The organism is Streptomyces sp. NPDC093071, from assembly GCF_044754545.1.
Lineage (GTDB): Bacteria > Actinomycetota > Actinomycetes > Streptomycetales > Streptomycetaceae > Streptomyces.
Genome location: NZ_JBIVPH010000004.1, coordinates 520,178 through 538,125 on the forward strand (window position 1 = coordinate 520,178; position 17,948 = coordinate 538,125).

Consider the following 17,948-nt stretch of genomic DNA (forward strand, 5'->3'; position numbering starts at 1 on the left):
GGGCCGGTGGCGGGGTCGATGGCGGGACTGGACACGTTTCGATCGTACGTTCCCCTCGCGGGCGGGCGGACCCGCCCCCGGCCGGCCCCCGCAATTCACCCTCCCGTCACCCACCGTCGACCCGCGCTCACTCCCGCGTTACCCCCGGGGAGGAAATGTGCGTGTCCATGACCGGCAGGCGACTGACCTCACTCCTCGCGTACGTCACGGCCACGGCGGCCGGGGCGTCGCTGCTCACCGGATGCGGTGCGATCCCCGGGGCCACGGGGGGCTCCAGGGAACCCCTCACCGTGATGACCTGGGCACCCGACCGGACCAGGGCGACCAACATGCCCGGGATGCCCGCCATGGCGCAGGCCTTCGCCCGCTGGGTCAACTCCCGGGGCGGCATCGACGGGCACGAACTGCGCGTCCTCACCTGCAACGAGCGCAACACCTCCGAGGGCGCCGCCGACTGCGCCCGCCGGGCGATCGACGAGAAGGCGGTCGCCGTCGTCGGCTCGTACAGCCAGCACGGGCGCGTCTTCATGAACTCCCTCGAAGCGGCCGGCATCCCGTACATCGGCGGCTACGGCGTCACGGAGGACGAGTTCACCAGCCCGCTCTCGTACCCCGTCAACGGCGGACAGGCCTCGCTCGTCGCCGGGCACGGGATGCAGCTCGCCGGCGTCTGCGAGAAGGTCGCGCTCGTCCGGCCCGACACCGTCGGCGGGGACCGGCTGCCCGCCCTCCTCGACTCCGGCCTGCGCGGGGCGGAGCACGGCGGCGCCGTCGACATCCCGGCCGCCGAGGACGCCGCCGAGTACACCCGGCAGGCCGACCGGGCCCGGTCCGGGGCGAAGGGCGGGGAGGGCTGCGTGACCGCCGTGCTCGGCGAGCGCACCCAGACCTTCTTCGACTCCTTCCGGCGCCTGCCGGAGGAGCGGGGGCGGAACGGCCGGAGCGGGGACGGCGAGGGCGGCGGCGTCCGCATCTCCTCGGTCCTCGGCAGCGTCGACCAGCCGGTGATCGACCGCACCGGCGGCGCCCGCAGCCCCTTCGAGGGGGCGTTCGTCACCGGCTGGTACCCGGAGGCGGGCGACAAGAGCTGGGCGCCGATGCGCGAGGTCATCCAGGAGTACGCGTTCGCCGACAACCGGGTCGACCCGGCCGACACGGGCGTCCAGACCACCTGGATCGCCTACACGGTCCTCAAGGAGGTCGTGGAGGCCCTGGACCGGGACCGGATCACGGCCACGCAGATCGCCCACGCCCTCGACCGGGGCGAGCGGATCGACACCGGGGGCCTCACCCCCGGCCTGCGCTGGAAGTACACCGACCTGCTCGGCGCCTCCGGCTTCCCCCGGATCGTCAACCACCAAGTGACGTTCCAGGTGGTCCGGCAGGGCCGCCTCGTGGCGCAGAAGCCGGGCTTCGTCGACGTCGGCAAGACGCTCCTGAGCGTCTCCTGAGGGCTCGGGGCCGGGGTGGAGGCCTCGGAGCCGGGTGGAGGAGGGCTCGGAGCCGGGTGGAGGCCTCGGGCCGGGTGGAGGCCTCGGAGCCGGGTGGAAGGCTCAGAGCTGGGTGTAGGCGCGCTTCTCCAGTCCGTACTTCTCGGCGGTCGGGTTCCACAGCCCGGCCGCCCTCTTCTTGGCCTTGGTGGCGGTTCCGCTCTCCTTGTTGGCCGCGGCCAGGTGGTTCGTCGAGCGGGCCTTGCCGTCCTTGCAGCCGTTCTTCGCCTTCACCTGGTCGGCCCAGGCGGCGTAGTGGTCGTCGGCGGACGCGGAGGCCTTCCAGGCCTCGGTGAGCGCGGCGGTCAGCCGGTCGTCGTTCGGGACCTTGTCGACCGACAGCGACTGGAGCCTGGTGATCAGGCCCCGGCGCTGCTCGGCGGCGCCCCGCAGGTCGGAGGCCGCCTTGTCCAGGTTCTTGCACTGCTTGATGGACTCGACCGAGCTGATCACGGTGTCCCGGCTGTCGCTGCTGGTCGCGAGGAGCTTGCTCAGCTCCTGCGCCTGCGGCTCCGCCGGGTCGGCGGGCTTCTCCGCCGGCTGCTCGGCGGGGGGCGCGGAGGAGGTCGCCGCCACGGTCGAGCCGCTCTTCTCCGGCTCCTTCTCGTCGTCGCCACCGCTGAGCAGGGCTCCGGCGCCGAGGCCGACGACCGCGCAGCCGACGACGACGGCGGCGATCAGGGCGACCGGCGACTTGCGGCGCGGTGCGGGCTCGTCGTCGTCGTAGTAGGCGTCCTGGTGGCCGTACCCCTGGGGAGGCTGCGGCGGCTGGTGCTGCTGGTGCTGCTGGTACGGGGCGGGGGCCGGGGGCGGCGGCCGGTAGCCCTGAGGCTGCTGCGGCTGCTGGGGCGCGCGGGGAGCCTCCGTACGGAAGAGGCTGTCGAACTCGGCGGGCGGCTGGCGCTCGCCGGGCGCGGCCGGGGGCACGGGGGCGATGTACTGGGTGGCGTCGGAGGCCCCGGCCTGCCCCCGGCCCTGTCCCTGGCCCTGGTGCGGCAGCGGTCCCGTGCCCAGGAACTGGGTCGAGTCCCCGCCGCCCTGCTGCGGCGGCACCGGCGCGATGTGCTGCGTGGCCTGCAGGTCGGAGGCGGGGGCGGCCGGGTGCGGGTAGCCGTACCCCGGCTGCGGGGACTGCGCCTGGGGCGGCGGGTAGCCGTAGCCCGGCTGCTGGGCCTGGGCCGGCGGCGGGTATCCGTAGCCCGGCCGCTGCGCCTGGACGGGCGGCATCGCGCCCGGCACCGGGGCGATGTGCTGCGTGGCCTGCATGTCGGCGGCGGGCCCCGGGCCCGGGTAGCCGTACCCGGGCTGCGGGGGTATCGGCGCCAGGTACTGCGTGGACTGCATGTCGGCGGCGCCCGGTGCCGCCTCCGGGGGCAGCGGCTGCGCGGGCGGCAGCGGCTGTCCGCCCGGCTGACCGCCGGCGGGGGCCCAGCCGCCGTCCCACGACCGCGCTCCCCCGTGGGCACCGTCGTGCGCGGGGGGCACCGCCGGGTACTGCGGCTCCGGACCCTGTCCGTTCTGCGTCACCGGGACTCCTACTGATGGACCTACGGAATCGTCGGTTCACGCTACCGGGTGGGCCCGGGGCTCCGCACACACGTGTGAGGCCGGTTACAGAACTGGTTCACGGAACCCGGACCGCCACCGGTCCCCACCGGTCTCCCACCGGCCGCTTCAGGCCGCGTACAACTCCATCCGCACCGCGAACTCCCGTACCGCGGGCTCCCCCGAGAACGGCTCCAGGCGGTCCCTCAGGTCCTCCAGGTACTCCATGCCGCGCGACGACCGCAGGGTGCCCAGGAGTTCGAGCGCCTCCGTCCCCGTGCGGCAGGCCTGCTCGACCTCCCGCTGCTGGATCCGGGCCGCCGCGAGCAGGGCCAGGCCGATCGCCCGGCGCCGCGCGCGCGTCTCCGGGTGTCCGGTGAGCGACTCCTCCGCCGCCCGCGCCGCCGCCTCCGCGCGGCCCAGGTCCCGGTAGCAGTGGGCCAGTTCGTCCGCGAGGTACGCGTGGTCGAAGTGGGTGATCCACACGGGCTCGTCGCCCGCCTCCGGGTCCGCCCCCTCCAGGGCCCGCACGGCGCCGCCCGCCGCCTCCTCGAAGGCGCGGACGTCGCCCATCAGGGCGTGCCCGCGCGCCTCGGCCGCGAGGAACATCGACTCCGCCCTCGGCGGCACCTTCCCGCGCGTGCCCTCCTGCGCCGCCCGCGCCAACTGGGCGATCTCCCGGGGGTTTCCGAGCTGCGCGGCCAGGTGGCTCATCGAGGCGGCGAGGACGTAGCCGCCGTAGCCCCGGTCCCCGGCCGCCTGCGCGAGCCGCAGCGCCTGGATGTAGTACCGCTGGGCCAGGCCCGGTTCGCCGGTGTCCACCGCCATGTACCCGGCGAGCTCGGTCAGCCGGGCGGCCGCCGCGAAGAGCTGTCTGCCGACCGCCTCCCGGTACGACCCGGACAGCATCCCCGCCACCACGCTGTCCAGGTAGTGCACCACCACCGGGCGCACGTGCCCGCTGCCGAACCGCCGGTCGAGGTCGACGAGCGCGGCCGTCATCTCCCGTACGGCCGCCACGTCCGCGACCCCGACGCGGGCCCCCGCCATCCGGGCCACGTGCGCGTCCGGCACCGTGATCAGCCAGTCCCGGCTGGGCTCGACGAGGGCGGAGGCCGCCACCGTGGAGCCCGACAGGAACTCCCGGCGGCCCACGTCGCTGCGCCACAGCTCGCAGACCTGCTCGATCGCCCCGGGGACGGTCGGCGCGAACTGGAGGCCGACCCCGGCCGCGAGGTTCCGGCCGTTGGCCATGCCGACCTCGTCGATCGTGACCGTGCGGCCCAGCTTGCGGCTCAGCGCCTCCGCGATGATCCCGGGCGCCCGGCCGCGCGGCTGCTGCCCGCGCAGCCAGCGCGCCACGGACGTCTTGTCGTAGCGCAGGTCGAGGCCGCGCTCCGCGCCGACCGTGTTGACCCTGCGGGCGAGGCCGGCGTTGGAACAGGCCGCCTCCTGGATGAGCGCCTGGAGCCGTTCGTTGACCTGACGCGGAACGAGTGGCCTGGCTGCCATGAAGTACCCCCTGAAGCCGTGCGGGTGATCACTGGGAAGGGATCACTGCCCGGCGAATATCCGGTCAATGCCGATGCGAACACGCGAAACCGGACACGTCGGCCGCGAGCCCCGCCGGCGCCCCCACCTGTGCGTACCCGCCCCCGCGCCCCGGCCCTCCGCGCGCCCCCGCCCGTGCACCGGTGCGCCCCGCGTGCGGAATCGTTGCGTCACCCCCCTTCTCCGCCCCGCCCGTAACCCCGGGTGACGCCGGGAGTTGTGCTCACCGTGGAAGAGACCATCGGAGTCACGGAGGCCGCGCGGGTCCCCGAGCAGCGGAACGAGCAGCTGCTGGACAGCGCCGTGCGGTACGCGGAAGAGCGGCACTGGGACGTGTTTCCCGGGACCTGGCTGGAAGCCGCCGAGGGCCGGGAGCGCTGCTCCTGCGGCGCGGACGACTGCGCGCTGCCGGGCGCCCACGCGTCCCGGCCCGACTGGTCGACGCAGGCGACCGGCAGCGGGGTCGGCGCCCGCCGGATGTGGTCGAAGCAGCCGAGGTCCTCGATCCTGCTGCCGACCGGCCGCACCTTCGACGCGATCGAGGTCTCCGAGTCGGCCGGCTTCCTCGCGCTCGCCCGCATGGAGCGGATGGAGCTGACGCTCGGCCCGGTGACCTGCTCCCCGGACCGCCGGATGTACTTCTTCGTCCTGCCGGGCGCCGCCGCCAAGGTCACGGACCTGGTCCGCAAGCTGGGCTGGATCCCGTCCTCCCTCGACCTCGTCACGCGCGGCGAGGGGTACTACGTGGCGGCCCCGCCGACCCGGATCGGCGGCCGGGGCGCCGTGCAGTGGGCCCGCCGCCCCACCCCGGCGAACCGCTGGCTCCCCGACGCGGAGGAACTGATCAGCGCCCTCGCGTACGCGTGCGGGCGGGAGGCGGCGGACGCGCGCACGTCCAGGGCCTCCTGACCCTCAGGGTTCCCTGACACCCGGGCCCCCTGACATCCGGGCCTCCTGACCTCTGCGCCTCCTGACCTTCGCCCGCCTGACGGCCCGCTCGCCCCGTGGATCCCCCGGGCGGCGGGCCGTCCGGCGTACGGTCATGTCCCCCCTCGGAACAGGCGCTTAGGGTGATGAGGGTAATCACGGGGACGACCTAGGGGTTGACGGATCATGCCCGACCAGGCATTCGGGGGAGCGTTCGAGAAGGCGGAGGGCGTGCCGGAGGGCGGGGCCGTGCCCGCCGTGCGGGTCGAGGGGCTGTGGAAGCGCTTCGGGCAGCAGATCGCGGTGCACGGGATCGACCTGGTCCTCCCCGCGGGCAGGTTCATCGGGCTCGTGGGGCCGAACGGAGCGGGCAAGACCACCACGCTCTCCATGATCACCGGGCTGCTGCGGCCGGACCAGGGGCGGATCCTGGTCGCCGGGAACGACGTGTGGGCCGACCCCGAGTCGGTCGCCCGGGTCAAGGCCCGGATCGGCGTCCTGCCCGAGGGCCTGCGGCTCTTCGAGCGCCTCTCGGGCCGCGAACTCCTCGCGTACACCGGCCGGCTGCGGGGCCTGTCGGGCGCCGAGGTCGACAAGCGCGCCGCGCAGCTCCTCGACGTCCTCGGCCTGACGGGCGCGCAGCACAAGCTGGTCGTGGACTACTCGACCGGGATGCGGAAGAAGATCGGTCTGGCGGCGGCGCTGCTGCACAACCCCGAGGTCCTCTTCCTCGACGAGCCGTTCGAGGGCGTCGACCCGGTCTCCGCGCAGACCATCCGGGGCGTCCTGGAGCGGTACACCGCGTCCGGCGCGACCGTCGTCTTCTCCAGCCACGTCATGGAGCTGGTCGAGTCGCTCTGCGACTGGGTCGCCGTCATGGCGGCGGGCCGGATCCGGGCCCAGGGCCCGCTGGCCGAGGTCCGCGGCGACGCGCCCTCGCTCCAGGCGGCGTTCCTGGAACTGGTGGGCGCGAACGAGGGCGGGGCGGCGGGGCACTCGCTGGACTGGCTGGGCGGTACGGGTACGGGTACGAACGCGGGCACGGGCGCGGGTACGGGCTCCACGGGCGAGGCGCAGTGATGAGCACCGCCACCACCGACGCCCCCTCCCTCACCTCCGTGTTCGTACGGCTCAAGCTGTCGCTGCTGCGCAACGGCCTGCGGCAGTCGGGCGGGCGGACCGCCGCGTACGTCGTCTCCGCCGTCTTCGGCGCCCTCTTCGCGGCCGGGACGGTGCTGTCCTTCGTCCTCCTGCGGGGCAATGCCGACGCCGGTACGGTCGCGGTCCTCCTCACCGGGATGGTCGCGCTGTCGTGGGCGGTGATGCCGCTGTTCATGCCGGGCGGCGACGAGACCCTCGACCCGTCGCGGCTGGTGATGCTGCCGCTGCTCCCCCGCCCGCTGGTCCGGGCGCTGCTGGTGGCCTCGCTCGTGGGCATCGGCCCCGTACTGACGCTGTTCCTGGCGTTCGGCGCGGCGCTGTCCGTGGCGCACGGCGCCGCCGGGACGGTCGTCGCCGTGCTCGCCGTACCGCTGACGACGGTCACGTGCGTGGCGCTGTCGCGGGCCGTGGCCGCGGCCAACATCCGTCTCCTCACCTCCCGCAAGGGACGGGACCTGGCGCTCCTGAGCGGTCTGGTCATCGCGGTCGGCATCCAGGTCGTGAACTTCGCGGCGCAACGGCTCAGCGAGCCCGGCGGGCTGGGCGCGATCGAGCCGGCGGCGTCCGTCCTCGGCTGGCTGCCGCCCGCCGCCGCGATCGCCGCGGTGGACGCGGCGAGCGGTGGCGACCACGCGGTGGCGGCGGTACGGCTGCTGATCACGGCGGCGGGGCTCGCCGGGCTCCTGTACTGGTGGCGGCGGAGCCTGGTGCGGCTGATGGTCGAGCCGGACGGCTCCACGATCGGCGCGTCCCCGGAGGCGGGCGCCCGGGGGAGGGACGGCGGCACGGGCCTCCTCGGCCGGGTGCTGCCGGGCGGCCGGACGGGCGCGGTCATGGAGCGCAGCCTGCGGTACGTGTGGCGGGACCCGAAGACGAAGGCGGCGTGGGTGACCTCGCTGGCCCTCGGCCTGATCGTGCCGGTGTTCAACGCGCTCCAGGGCGCGGGCTCGATCTACTGGGCGTGCTTCGCCTCGGGGATGCTCGGGATGCTGATGTACAACCAGTTCGGGCAGGACACCTCGGCGTTCTGGATGGTCGCGCAGACCATCTCGACGCCGGCCGACGCGTACGCGGAGCTCCGGGCGCGGATGCTCGCGCTGCTCGCCGTGACCCTGCCGTTCACGGTCCTGGTGACGGTCCTGACGGCCGCCGTCCTGGGCGACTGGGGGCGCCTCGCGGAGGGGCTCGGCCTGGCGTTCGGCCTGCTCGGCGCGATGCTGGCGACGGGCGCGGTGGCCTCGGCCGCCTACCCGTACTCGATCCCGCAGGACAGCGGCTACAAGAACGTGGTCCCGGGGCAGGCGGGCCTGGCCTGGATCTCGATCTTCGGCGGCATGGTGGCGGCGGCGGTCCTGTGCGCCCCGCTGATCGGCGCGGCGGTCTACCTCCACGTCACCGACCACCACTCCCTCCTCTGGCTCCTCCTCCCCGCGGGCGCCCTCTACGGCGCGCTCCTCGTGTGGGCGGGCCTCAGGGTGGCGGCCCCGCGCACGGCGGACCGGCTGCCGGAGATCCTGGCGGCGGTCAGCAAGGGGTGACGGGTCCCCGTGGAACGGGCGGGCCGCCCGGTGCGTCCGTACGCACCGGGCGGCCCGTTCTCGGTCCGCGGCTCAGAAGGCGCCGTTGAGGCCCCACCACTCGCCGTCGGTCCGCTCGCCGGCCGCGAAGGCGCCGGTGCCGAGCCCCCGGTAGCGGACGAGCCAGCCCAGGTGCCCCTGGTAACCGTCGATGGCGTACCGCTCGTTGGTGACGGTCGAGAGGTCGGGACGGCCGTCGCCGGTGGTGTCACCGACCGCGAGGAAGGTGTCCATGGCGTTCCAGCCGCCGGAGCCGATCAGCTTGCGCGCGCCGAGGCCGCCGGAGGCGGCGCCCGGGTAGGACCAGAGCCTGCCCGTGGACTTCTCCCGGGCGATCAGGTCGACGCGGCCGTCGCCGTTCGTGTCGCCGGGACCGACGAGGGCGTTCATCGCGTTCCAGCCACCGGAGCCGATCAGCTTGCGCGCACCGAGGCCGCCGGAGGCGGTACCGGGGTAGAGCCAGAGCTTGCCGGTGGACTTCTCGACGGCCAGCAGGTCGGCACGGCCGTCGCGGGTGAGGTCGCCGACTCCGACGAGGGAGTTCATCGCGTTCCAGCCCCCGGAACCGATCAGTTTGCGCGCACCGAGCGCGCCCGTCCCCGTGCCGGGGTACAGCCACAGCCTGCCGGTCGAGCGCTCGCGGACGACGAGGTCCTCCCTGCCGTCGCGGCTGAAGTCCCCGTGGCGCACGAAGGCGTCCATGGCGTTCCAGCCGCCGGAACCCACCATCCGGCCCGAGCCGTCGCCGGGCAGGAACCAGAGCCGCCCTACCAGGTCCCGCGAGAGGACGTCGGCCCTGCGGTCGCCGTTCAGGTCGCCGAAGCCGGCCGCCCTGGGGGCCGTCTGCGCGTACCACGAGGGGTAGGAGGGCTGGGAGCACTCCCGCTCGGTCCGGCTGAACTTGATCGACGCGATGGTGGTGGGCGACCACGTGGTCCAGGAGCCGTTGCTCGAGGGGGATTCGATCGAGTAGCCGTCGTACGCCTTGTAGTCCCGGGACCCGTAGAGGCAGGCGTACAGGGACGTGCGGTTGATGTGCGAGAGGAACTTGCTGCCCGCCGGACCCGGCGCGGGCATGTTCGTCTTCGTCTTGAACATCGTGCCCCTGGCGTCCTCCTGCGTCCAGGCACAGAAGTAGCCCTTGGGACAGTCGCCCACGGCGGCCTGGGCGGGTGCGGCCGTGGTGACGGCGACGGCGCCCAGGGTCGCGAGGCCCAGCAGGGAGGCCAGTCCTCGCTTCATCGTCTTGCGCATGTGTTCCCCTTTCCCCGGAGGAGACTCGCGAAAGGCCGAATGGTTGTACGGGAATCCGGAGGGGGTCCGGCGGCCTCCGGTCCGTCACAGCGTCTTGTACAGGTACACGTCCTCCGCGCCGCCCGGGACCCCGGGCACGCGGCCCTTCTCCACGTAGCCGTGCCGCTCGTAGAAGGCCGGGGCCTGGAAGGTGTACGAGGAGACGCAGGCGCGGTCGCAGCCGCGCCTGCGGGCCTCGGTCTCGGCGGCGCGCAGGAGCCTGCTGCCCCAGCCGTCGTGGCGGCTGTCCTCCCGTACCCACAGCATGTCCACGGAGAGCAGCCCGCCCCAGGTCGAGGCCGTGAGCCCGCCCACGAGCGCGCCTTCCGCGTCCACCACCTTCACGGACAGTTCGCCCAGGTCGTCGGGGGTGGTGCCGGTGGCTTCGAGGTTGTACGCGTCGAGCCGCTCGCCCAGGTACGTGCCGAGCTCGGCGTCCTCGGCCCCCACGGTCAGGGCCGGTTCGCGGTGGTCTTCCGTCATGCCGGGGCCTCCAGGCGGTGGGCGCGGGCGGTGAGGTGGCGGCGCTCGGGGGCGCTGGTGGTGCGGCGGGCGGCCTCGCGGTAGGAGGCCGCCGCGGCCCCGTGTTCGCCGAGGAGTTCCAGGAGGTGGGCGCGGGTGGCGTGCAGGCGGTGGTGGCGGGCCATGCGCTTGTCGCCCTCCAGCGCGGCGAGCAGGTCGAGTCCGGCCGCCGGGCCGTGGACCATGGCGACGGCGACCGCGCGGTTGAGGGTGACCACCGGGTTCGGCCCGAACCGCTCCAGGAGGTCGTACAGGGCGAGGATCTGGGGCCAGTCGGTGGCGCCGGCGTCCCCGGCCTCGTCGTGCACGGCCGCGACGGCGGCCTGCAGCTGGTACGGGCCGACCCGGCCGCGCGGCAGCGTCCGGCTGATCAGGTCGACCCCTTCGGCGACGAGTCGCCGGTCCCAGCGGCCGCGGTCCTGTTCGGCCAGTGGCACCGGCTCCCCGGTCGGGGTGGTGCGGGCGGGGCGGCGCGCCTCGGTCAGCAGCATCAGCGCGAGGAGGCCGGCGGTCTCGGTGTCGTCGGGCGTCAGACGGTGCAGCATCCGGGTGAGCCGGACCGCCTCGGTGGACAGCTCCGGCGCGGTCAGGTCGGCGCCTCCCGTGGAGGTGTACCCCTCGTTGAAGACCAGGTAGAGCACGTGCCGCACCTCGGCCGACCGTTCCGCGAGGTCGGCCCCCTCCGGCACGGCCAGGGAGGTCCCGGACGCCTTGACCGTCTGCTTGGCGCGGCTGACGCGCTGGGCCATGGTCGCCTCGGGCACCAGGAAGGCCGCGGCGATCTGCGCGGTGGTCAGGCCGCCGACCGCGCGCAGGGTCAGCGCGATCCGGCCGGCCGGGGACAGCGCGGGGTGGCAGCACAGGAAGAGCAGGGCCAGCGAGTCGTCCCGGTCCGCGTCGGGCACGGCGTCGGCCGCGTGCCCGAGCAGCGCGGCCTGCGGAGTGGCCGACGCGAGGGCGTCCTCGCGTCGGCGCCGGGCGCTGTCGGCGCGGACCTGGTCGACCAACTTGCGGGAGGCGACGGTGACCAGCCAGCTCCGGGGATTGTCCGGGACACCGTTCTCCGGCCACTGCAGGGCGGCGGCCAGCAGGGCCTCCTGCACCGCGTCCTCGCACGTGTCGAAGACGCCGTAGCGGCGCACGAGCGCGCCGAGGACCTGCGGCGCCAGCTCGCGCAGCAGGTCCTCGGCGGCGTGGCGCACGGAGGTCACGCGTCCGCCGCGGACTCGTGCAGCACGGGCCACAGCTCCACCGGCTCCACGTCCGCGAACGGCATGTCCGCGGCGATCGCCTGCGCACGCTCCAGGCTGTCGCAGTCGAGCATGTAGAAGCTGGCGATGTACTCCTTGGCCTCCAGGTACGGCCCGTCGGTGACCGCCGGAACGCCGTCCTCGCGGCGCACGAGCTGGGCGTTGGCCGCGTCGGCCAGGCCGTAGGCGCCGAGGAGTTCACCGCTCTCGCGGTACTTCCTGTTGAACGCCTCCTGCCTGGCGATCGCCTCCGGCCACGCCTCGGCCGGGAAGGAGTCCCACTTGGCCTGGTTGCCGTAGATCATCGCGACGTACTTCATCCCGGGTGTCCCCTCGGTCCCGCGCGCCCCGTCGGCGCGCTGTCACCCCTCAGTCGGAGCCGGACACGAGCCTTCTACATCCGGCGACGACTTTCTTCGAAATTTTTCCGCACCGCCGGTACGGCTCAGGCGATGAGCCCCTGGGCGACCTTGTCGAAGTGGTCCCGCCAGGACACGGGCCCGCCGACCGGTTGGGTCCGCGTACGGGCCCGTTCCCGGCGGCAGGAGCCGCAGCGGGTCTCGTCGCCCACCTGCCGGAAGGTGTGCTCCCGGCCCGGCCCCTCGCAGATCACGATCCCGCCCGCGACCGGGGAGTCCCCGGCCTCCGGCGGCCGCTGCGGGAGTTTCTCCGTCAGGCGGTGCCGGAGGAACCCGACCGCCGAACGGACGCCGTCACCGGGCAGATGGGACGTCAGGGCGTGCCGCAGCTCCCCGACCGACACCCCGCGCCGCAGCCACTCCGCCGCCATCTCGGCGAGGCCCCGGGCCTCCCGGACGCCGAGCAGCAGGTCCCGGCTCTGGTGCCGGAGGGAGAGCAGCAGGCGCTCGGCCGTCTCCACTTCGGGAGCGGCGACGGTCCCTTCGGCGACGGGCTCTTCGACGGCGGGCTCTTCGGCGGCGGGCTCTTCGGTGGGTGGGTGGGAAGAGGTCTTCCCACAGTCTTCTTCTACCGGAAGGTGAGAACCGACTGCCCGGGGCCTCGCGGAACCGGCCGTCGGCTTCGCACCACCCGGCTCCTCCGCGTCCTTCGCCTTCCGCACCGGCGCGCCGTTCCGGACCGCCGACGCCTCCTCACGCGTGAGGGTGACGTTGGAGAGGACCTGGTGGGTGCTCCAACGACCGTCCCGCCTCTGCACCTTCCACTCGTACAGGAATCCGCCCGCCGTCAGCGCCTTCTTCGCCCGCTGGTACTCCCGGGGCCGCAGGCCCAGTTCGTCCGCGTGCTCCCCGAGCGGCTTGTCGGCCTCGGACTCGGGGAGGCCCTGCACGTAGAGGAGGAGGAGCTTGGCGTCGCTGTTCAGACCCCGATGGCGTACGACTTCGTTCGCAGCCTTGGTGTAGGAACGGACAGGAGCGATAACATGACGAAACATTTCTGGTGGTTTCCTTCAAGAGGCCAGAGGTGAAGGCCCCCGGGGAGTGTTGGCGCACCCTCGGGGGCCGCTCTTTTCACAGAGCGTGACGATGTGCTTACCGTACAGCAGATTTAACGAACTGATGCAACAACTCCGGCTCCACGAACGGATCTTCGATCGTCGGACGTGACCTCCAATCCAGCGGCCACGTCGTCCCGCGCAGCGCCGGGACCCCCACGTACGCCTCGCTCCTGCCGTTGCCGCTCAGCGCCCGCGTCGGCGCCGGCCACGCGTACGCGGCGGCGGCGCGGGGCGGCAGCAGGAAGTACAGGTTCCGCTCCCCCGTCGCCTCCCGGACGATCGGGCCCGCCTGGAAGTCCGTGAACGCCATGAGGCGGTACGCCACGTCCTCCCCGAGGAACCCGCCGATCCGTACGGCGTCGAAGTGCACGCCCGCGTGGCGGAGGGCGTGTCCGGTCGCGGGGACCCAAGTGGGCGCGCTGTCAAGCGGCTTGCGCAGATTCATGCGGCCAGCTTCCCGGCCGTGGTCTCCTGTGACCAGCGACACAGTCGGGTTGTGCAGGACTGTGCACTCGGGAGGTCCGGTGTGAACAAAGAGAAGAAGAAGACCGCAGGGGCCGCGAAGGCCTTCGGCACGCTCCTGCGCTTCTACCGCGAGCGGGCGGCCATCCCGCAGGAGGCGTTGGGGCTGAAGACCGGTTACTCCAAGTCCCAGGTGGCCATGATCGAGCGCGGAGAGCGGCGGGCGAGAGGGGACTTCGTCGAGATCGCGGACGGGTTACTGGGTGCACAGGGTGCACTCCTGGCCGTCGCGGAGGAGGTGACGATCAGTGCGATGGCCGCATGGTTCGAGGACTACCTGGCGGAGGAGGCGAAGGCCGCCAGCATCCAGGCGTACGAGAACCAGCTCGTTCCCGGGCTGCTGCAGACCCCGGAGTACGCGCGAGCGGTCTTCGGGTGCGCCAGTCCTCCCTGGGAGGACGAGGAGGTGGACGCCATGGTCGCGGCACGGATGAACAGACACGAGGTGTTCCACCGCAGGCCGCTCCCTCTGATCAGGTTCGTCCTGGAGAAGAGCGCGCTCAAACGCCCCATCGGGGGACGCCCGTGTCTCAAGAGGAACCTCCTGCACATCCTGGAGGTCAGCCAACTGCGCAACGTCGAAATCCAGGTCATGCCGGAGGACTGCGAGACCCACGCCAGGCTCAGCGGCCCGTTCATCCTGCTGGAGACGGCCGAGCGAAAAAGTCAGCTGGTCTACGTGGAAGGGCTGAGCGGCCGGTACTTTCTGACTGAACAGCCCGAGCTGGGCGATGCGTTCGCGCGATTCGGAACCCTGCGCGCGCAGGCCCTGAGCCCGGGAGAGTCCTACAAACTCATCGAACAGGTGGCACGAGAGCTATGAGCACCGACCTCCACTGGATCAAGTCCTCCTACAGCAGCGAGCAGGGCGGCAACTGCGTCGAGGTCGCCGCTACCTAGGTCAAGTCCTCCTACAGCAGCGGCCAAGGCGGCGACTGCGTCGAGGTCGCCACCTGCGTGCACACCGTGCACGTGCGCGACTCCAAGGACACCGGCATCCCCTCCTTCACGGTCTCCCCGGCCGCCTGGACCGCGTTCGTCTCGGGCGTGTGACGGCGCACGGAAGGCCCCGCTCCTTCCGGGGCGGGGCCCTCCGTCATGCCGGGCGGTTCACCGCTCGGCGCCGTGCTCCCGAACCCGGCGGGTGAGCTCGTCCAGGGACAGGTCCTCCAGGTGGGTGAGGAGGACCCACACGTGGCCGAAGGGGTCCTTCACGATCGACGTGCGGTCGCCGTGGAACTGGTCGGCCGGGGGCCGGACGAGTTCCGCGCCGGCCTCGACGGCCCGCCGGGTGAGCGCGTCCACGTCGTGGACGAAGACGTGCAGGGCCACCGTGGTGCCGCCGAGGGCCTTCGGCGCGCCGAAGAGCCCGCCGTCGGCGTCGCCCAGCATGAGCGTGGAGCCCTGGACGGAGATCTCGGCGTGCAGGACGCCGCCGTCCTCGCCGTCGATGCGGAACAGCTCCTCCGCGCCGAACGCCCGCTTATAGAAGTCGATCGCGTCGGCGGCGGCGTCGAGCATGATGTGGGCGACGACGGCGGTGCGGTAGTTCTCGGGGATGGTGGGCGTGGCCATGGGGCCACCTCCTCGCGTCAGTGGTTGCCGATGACCGTGAACGTAGAAGCTCGACCAAACTTGAGGTCAAGCGCGGGGCGCCGGGTCCAGGGCCAGGCCGTCGGAGAGGGTGACGACGGCGTCGGCGACGGGGCGCGCCCTAGTGGGCCCAGGGCGGGGTCAAGGTCGTGCCGTCGGGGAGTTCGGCGGTGAGACCCAGGCGGGTGGTGACCCACATGTGGGCGGGGCGGTCGGTCGGGTTGGTGACGGACAGTTCGGAGCCGGGTGGGGCCAGGGCCGCGTCGCCGGCGGTGAGTTCGGCGGTTTCGCCGTCGATGGTGAGGCGCAGGCGGCCGGACAGGACGTAGAACGCCTCCTCGTGGCTGATCACATGGGCCGGGCCGGTCGTTCCGGCGGGGACCTCGCCGCGCCAGGCGGCCAGGTCGCGGGCGCCCGTGTCCGTACGGACGTAGGAGACGAAGCGGACGCCGTGGATCTCGTGGGTGACGGCGTCTTCGGCGGGGATGAAGGGCATGGCGGACTCCAGTAGACAAGTTACTTGCCTATTAAGACAAGCAACTTGTCGAGTTATAGTCAAGGGCATGGACGACGCCCTGGCCTTCTCCTCGCTCGTGCTGGCCCTCTCCGGCCACCTGGTGCAGGAGATCCACACCCGCGTGGCCCGGGAGGGGTTCGAGGACCTGCGGCCCGCGCACGGCTTCGCCTTCGCCCGGATCTCGCGGGGGGACGCCACCACGGCCGACCTGGCCGTGCACCTGGGGGTGACCAAGCAGGCCGCCGCCCAGCTCGTCGAGGAGCTGGTCCGCAAGGGGTACGTGGAGCGGCGCCCGCACCCCCGCGACGCCCGCGCCAGGCTCCTGGCGCTGACCGGGACCGGGCTCGCCGCCACGCGGGCCGCCGACCGGGCGGCCCGGGAGGCCGTCGCACCCTGGCGGGAGGCCCTCGGCGAGGAGCGCTTCGGTGAACTCGTCGCCGACCTAGCCCGGTTCACCCCGCCGGGACCGGTCCGCCCCACCTGGTGAGCCGGACGGACCGGCCCTCGTAGGCTTGCGCCGTGGCGGACGACATCTGGGAGGCCCTGCGCGGCACTCCGATCGGTGAGGTGCGGCGGCGCGTGGCGGCCGTCAGCGAGACGCTCGGGCCCGGCTGCGTCCGGGAGGTGCGCGGGGCGCGGCGCTACGCGTTCGACCAGGGCATCGGCCAGTGGGCGGTCTGGTACTTCACCCCCGACCGGCGGGCCCTGCTGCTCACCTACGAGGGGATCGCGGACACCACCCCCGCCTGGAACGACTACGCCACCATGGAGGCGTTCTACCGGGACGTGCCCGAGGACCTCGTCGCCCTCGTGCGCGACGACGGCGAGGCGCGCTCGACCGTCGTCGACGAGGAGAGCGGCGCGACCCTCCACCTGGCCAGCAGCGTCTTCTGGTGCGACGGGGAGACCTGGTGGATCTCGGAGGGCTTCCTCGACCACTGCGAGGAGGAGGGCTACGACCCGCTGGTGAACTCCTGCTTCGAGGACTGCCTGTTCCCCTACGCCTTCGGGCGCGACCTCTCCCCCGAGTCGGTCGCCCGGCTGGCGGCCGACGAGGAGGACGCGTGGTTCGGGGACGCGGTGGCGAAGGCGCGGGAGCGACTGGCCCGCGCGTACTGAGCCCTTCCTCCGGCCGGAGCCGGGTCTACGGGGTGAGGACGCCGTTCAGGAAGGGCTCCACGGCCTCGCGCCAGGCGTCCGGGTGCTCGTAGTGGAGGAGGTGCCCGGCGTCGGGGATCTCCGCGTACTCCCCGTGGGGGAGGACCCGGACCATCTCCTGGGCCTCCGCGCGGCCCAGTTCGCCGTCCAGGCCCCGGACGACGAGGGTCGGGCAGCGGACCTGGGCGAGCGAGTCCCAGTGGGCGTCGTGGACCCAGGTCTCGCGGGAGGTCAGCATCTGCTCCGGGTCGAACACCGGGCGCCAGCCGTCCGCGTGCTCGGCCATCACCTCGGCGAAGAAGGCGCCCCTGGCCGGATTCGGGGTCTCCACCCAGGGGTCCTCGTCGCCGAACCAGCGGTGGACGGCCTCCAGGGACGGGAACGGCGCCGGCCAGCCCCGGAACCAGTCCTGCCAGGCCCGCTGCGAGGCCGCGCCGAGGGCGGAGGCGCGCATGTCGCAGATGACGAGGGCGCGGACGAGGTCCGGGCGCTCGGCGGCGAGCTGCCAGGCCGTCAGGGCGCCCATGGAGTGGCCGACGAGGGTGACGGGGCCGAGGCCGAGCTGCTCGACGACGGCGGCCGCGTCCGCGACGTACGCCTCGCGCGTGAACGGTCCGGCGGCGGGTTTCTCGCTGCCGCCGTGGCCCCGCTGGTCGAGGGCGACGAGCCTGTGCCCGCCGGTGAGCCGGCTCGCGGCGCGGGCCCAGTGACCGGCGTGGCCCATCAGTCCGTGGAGGAGTAACACGCCGGGGGCGGGGGCCCGGCGGGCCTCCGGCGCGGGGCGGCCGGCCGGGCGCGGGACGGCGCCCTGGGCGGGGCCGGGCTGCGGGACGATGCCGGGGAGGGCGGTGGTGCCGCCGCCTCCGGGCGCTTGAGCGGTGACGCTCCGGCCGGGGGCGTCCCGGCCCGTGGTGCCGTCGCCCGTGGGCCCGGGCGTGTAGTCCCAGGCCGTCAGCCGGACGCCGTCGGCCCCGGTGACGTCGAGTCGTCGCGCCATGTCTCCGGCACCCCCTCTTTTCCGTCGAACCTCGCCAGAGTATCGAACTCGCATTCGAAAATGCTCTCCTGCCACTCAACACCCCTCGTTCGAGTGACAGCCCTCAAGGATTGACGCCCGCGGCCGAGGGGAGATCTTGAGCGGGAGGCGGACCGCTCGGGGAAAAACGGTCCGAAGGGAATGACCTTGAGAGCTCGGGGCTCCAGGTCAGAACCGGGGAGGACAGGCCCCGGCGCCCCAGGGCGCCGGGGTCCTCTGTTTCCGGTGACGTCGTCCGCCGCCCTCATGGCCCCACCCCCTCCGCGCCCCACTCCCACCAGCGTGGCACGCCGAAGGGGCGGGCGTGGCCATTCCGCCGTAAACCGGGG

18 protein-coding genes and 1 pseudogene are annotated in these 17,948 nt (G+C 73.3%); 8 read left to right on the forward strand and 11 right to left on the reverse strand.

Annotated elements, in window-relative coordinates; genetic code table 11:
- Positions 1-167: 167 nt before the first annotated feature.
- Positions 168-1,451 (forward strand): ABC transporter substrate-binding protein, encoded by a 1,284-nt coding sequence (locus ACIQD7_RS19330; RefSeq protein ID WP_402442907.1) that lies wholly within the window; start codon positions 168-170, stop codon positions 1,449-1,451.
- A gap of 102 nt (positions 1,452-1,553) precedes the next feature.
- Here ACIQD7_RS19330 and ACIQD7_RS19335 read toward each other — a convergent pair whose 3' ends face one another.
- Together ACIQD7_RS19335 and ACIQD7_RS19340 are read right to left on the reverse strand one after the other, a co-directional pair.
- Positions 1,554-3,017, reverse strand: a complete 1,464-nt coding sequence (locus tag ACIQD7_RS19335) for a hypothetical protein (RefSeq protein ID WP_402442909.1) — start codon at positions 3,015-3,017, stop codon at positions 1,554-1,556.
- A gap of 147 nt (positions 3,018-3,164) precedes the next feature.
- Positions 3,165-4,547 carry a transcriptional regulator gene (locus ACIQD7_RS19340; protein WP_402442911.1) on the reverse strand — a complete coding sequence of 461 codons (1,383 nt, stop codon included), beginning with the start codon at positions 4,545-4,547 and terminating at the stop codon, positions 3,165-3,167.
- A gap of 258 nt (positions 4,548-4,805) precedes the next feature.
- Between ACIQD7_RS19340 and ACIQD7_RS19345 the strand changes: the two genes are divergently transcribed.
- From ACIQD7_RS19345 to ACIQD7_RS19355, 3 genes are all read left to right on the forward strand, one after another.
- Positions 4,806-5,495, forward strand: a complete 690-nt coding sequence (locus ACIQD7_RS19345; RefSeq protein ID WP_121828293.1) for a bifunctional DNA primase/polymerase — start codon at positions 4,806-4,808, stop codon at positions 5,493-5,495.
- 204 nt (positions 5,496-5,699) lie between these two features.
- Positions 5,700-6,593 carry an ABC transporter ATP-binding protein gene (locus ACIQD7_RS19350; protein WP_402442913.1) on the forward strand — a complete coding sequence of 298 codons (894 nt, stop codon included), beginning with the start codon at positions 5,700-5,702 and terminating at the stop codon, positions 6,591-6,593.
- A complete protein-coding gene (locus ACIQD7_RS19355; protein WP_402442914.1) occupies positions 6,593-8,212 on the forward strand; it encodes a transporter in 1,620 nt (539 codons plus the stop codon). The genes ACIQD7_RS19350 and ACIQD7_RS19355 overlap by 1 nt, the downstream gene beginning before the upstream one ends.
- A gap of 72 nt (positions 8,213-8,284) precedes the next feature.
- Here ACIQD7_RS19355 and ACIQD7_RS19360 read toward each other — a convergent pair whose 3' ends face one another.
- The 6 genes from ACIQD7_RS19360 to ACIQD7_RS19385 form a co-directional block, all read right to left on the reverse strand.
- On the reverse strand, positions 8,285-9,505 hold the full coding sequence (locus ACIQD7_RS19360) for an FG-GAP-like repeat-containing protein (RefSeq protein WP_402442916.1): 1,221 nt from the start codon (positions 9,503-9,505) through the stop codon (positions 8,285-8,287).
- An 84-nt stretch (positions 9,506-9,589) separates the two neighbouring features.
- The gene (locus tag ACIQD7_RS19365) at positions 9,590-10,027 is read right to left on the reverse strand and encodes a GNAT family N-acetyltransferase (protein WP_402442918.1); all 438 of its coding nucleotides are present in this window, start codon (positions 10,025-10,027) and stop codon (positions 9,590-9,592) included.
- Complete coding sequence (locus ACIQD7_RS19370) at positions 10,024-11,268, reverse strand: RNA polymerase sigma factor (RefSeq protein WP_402443294.1); 1,245 nt, start codon at positions 11,266-11,268, stop codon at positions 10,024-10,026. Before ACIQD7_RS19370 ends, ACIQD7_RS19365 begins: the two co-directional genes overlap by 4 nt.
- A 5-nt stretch (positions 11,269-11,273) precedes the next feature.
- A complete protein-coding gene (locus tag ACIQD7_RS19375; protein ID WP_402442920.1) occupies positions 11,274-11,636 on the reverse strand; it encodes a YciI family protein in 363 nt (120 codons plus the stop codon).
- Positions 11,637-11,761: 125 nt separating this feature from the next.
- Positions 11,762-12,730 carry a hypothetical protein gene (locus ACIQD7_RS19380; protein ID WP_402442922.1) on the reverse strand — a complete coding sequence of 323 codons (969 nt, stop codon included), beginning with the start codon at positions 12,728-12,730 and terminating at the stop codon, positions 11,762-11,764.
- A gap of 97 nt (positions 12,731-12,827) precedes the next feature.
- On the reverse strand, positions 12,828-13,238 hold the full coding sequence (locus ACIQD7_RS19385) for a hypothetical protein (protein WP_402442924.1): 411 nt from the start codon (positions 13,236-13,238) through the stop codon (positions 12,828-12,830).
- Between the two features lie 81 nt (positions 13,239-13,319).
- Between ACIQD7_RS19385 and ACIQD7_RS19390 the strand changes: the two genes are divergently transcribed.
- Both ACIQD7_RS19390 and ACIQD7_RS19395 read left to right on the forward strand, forming a co-directional pair.
- Positions 13,320-14,138: a helix-turn-helix domain-containing protein gene (locus ACIQD7_RS19390; RefSeq protein ID WP_402442926.1), complete on the forward strand. Its 819-nt coding sequence runs from the start codon at positions 13,320-13,322 to the stop codon at positions 14,136-14,138.
- Positions 14,135-14,368 (forward strand): annotated as a pseudogene (locus ACIQD7_RS19395) (DUF397 domain-containing protein). Before ACIQD7_RS19390 ends, ACIQD7_RS19395 begins: the two are co-directional and overlap by 4 nt.
- A 57-nt stretch (positions 14,369-14,425) precedes the next feature.
- Here ACIQD7_RS19395 and ACIQD7_RS19400 read toward each other — a convergent pair.
- Together ACIQD7_RS19400 and ACIQD7_RS19405 are read right to left on the reverse strand one after the other, a co-directional pair.
- Positions 14,426-14,890 (reverse strand): VOC family protein, encoded by a 465-nt coding sequence (locus ACIQD7_RS19400; RefSeq protein ID WP_402442928.1) that lies wholly within the window; start codon positions 14,888-14,890, stop codon positions 14,426-14,428.
- Between the two features lie 139 nt (positions 14,891-15,029).
- Complete coding sequence (locus ACIQD7_RS19405) at positions 15,030-15,404, reverse strand: cupin domain-containing protein (RefSeq protein WP_402442930.1); 375 nt, start codon at positions 15,402-15,404, stop codon at positions 15,030-15,032.
- 67 nt (positions 15,405-15,471) lie between these two features.
- Here ACIQD7_RS19405 and ACIQD7_RS19410 point away from each other — a divergent pair, with 67 nt between their 5' ends.
- The gene (locus tag ACIQD7_RS19410; RefSeq protein WP_383401662.1) at positions 15,472-15,912 is read left to right on the forward strand and encodes a MarR family winged helix-turn-helix transcriptional regulator; all 441 of its coding nucleotides are present in this window, start codon (positions 15,472-15,474) and stop codon (positions 15,910-15,912) included.
- A gap of 32 nt (positions 15,913-15,944) precedes the next feature.
- Positions 15,945-16,544, forward strand: coding sequence for a hypothetical protein (locus tag ACIQD7_RS19415; protein ID WP_402442932.1), 600 nt, complete (start codon positions 15,945-15,947; stop codon positions 16,542-16,544).
- A 25-nt stretch (positions 16,545-16,569) separates the two neighbouring features.
- Here ACIQD7_RS19415 and ACIQD7_RS19420 read toward each other — a convergent pair whose 3' ends face one another.
- Positions 16,570-17,580, reverse strand: coding sequence for an alpha/beta fold hydrolase (locus tag ACIQD7_RS19420; protein WP_402442934.1), 1,011 nt, complete (start codon positions 17,578-17,580; stop codon positions 16,570-16,572).
- Positions 17,581-17,948: the final 368 nt, after the last annotated feature.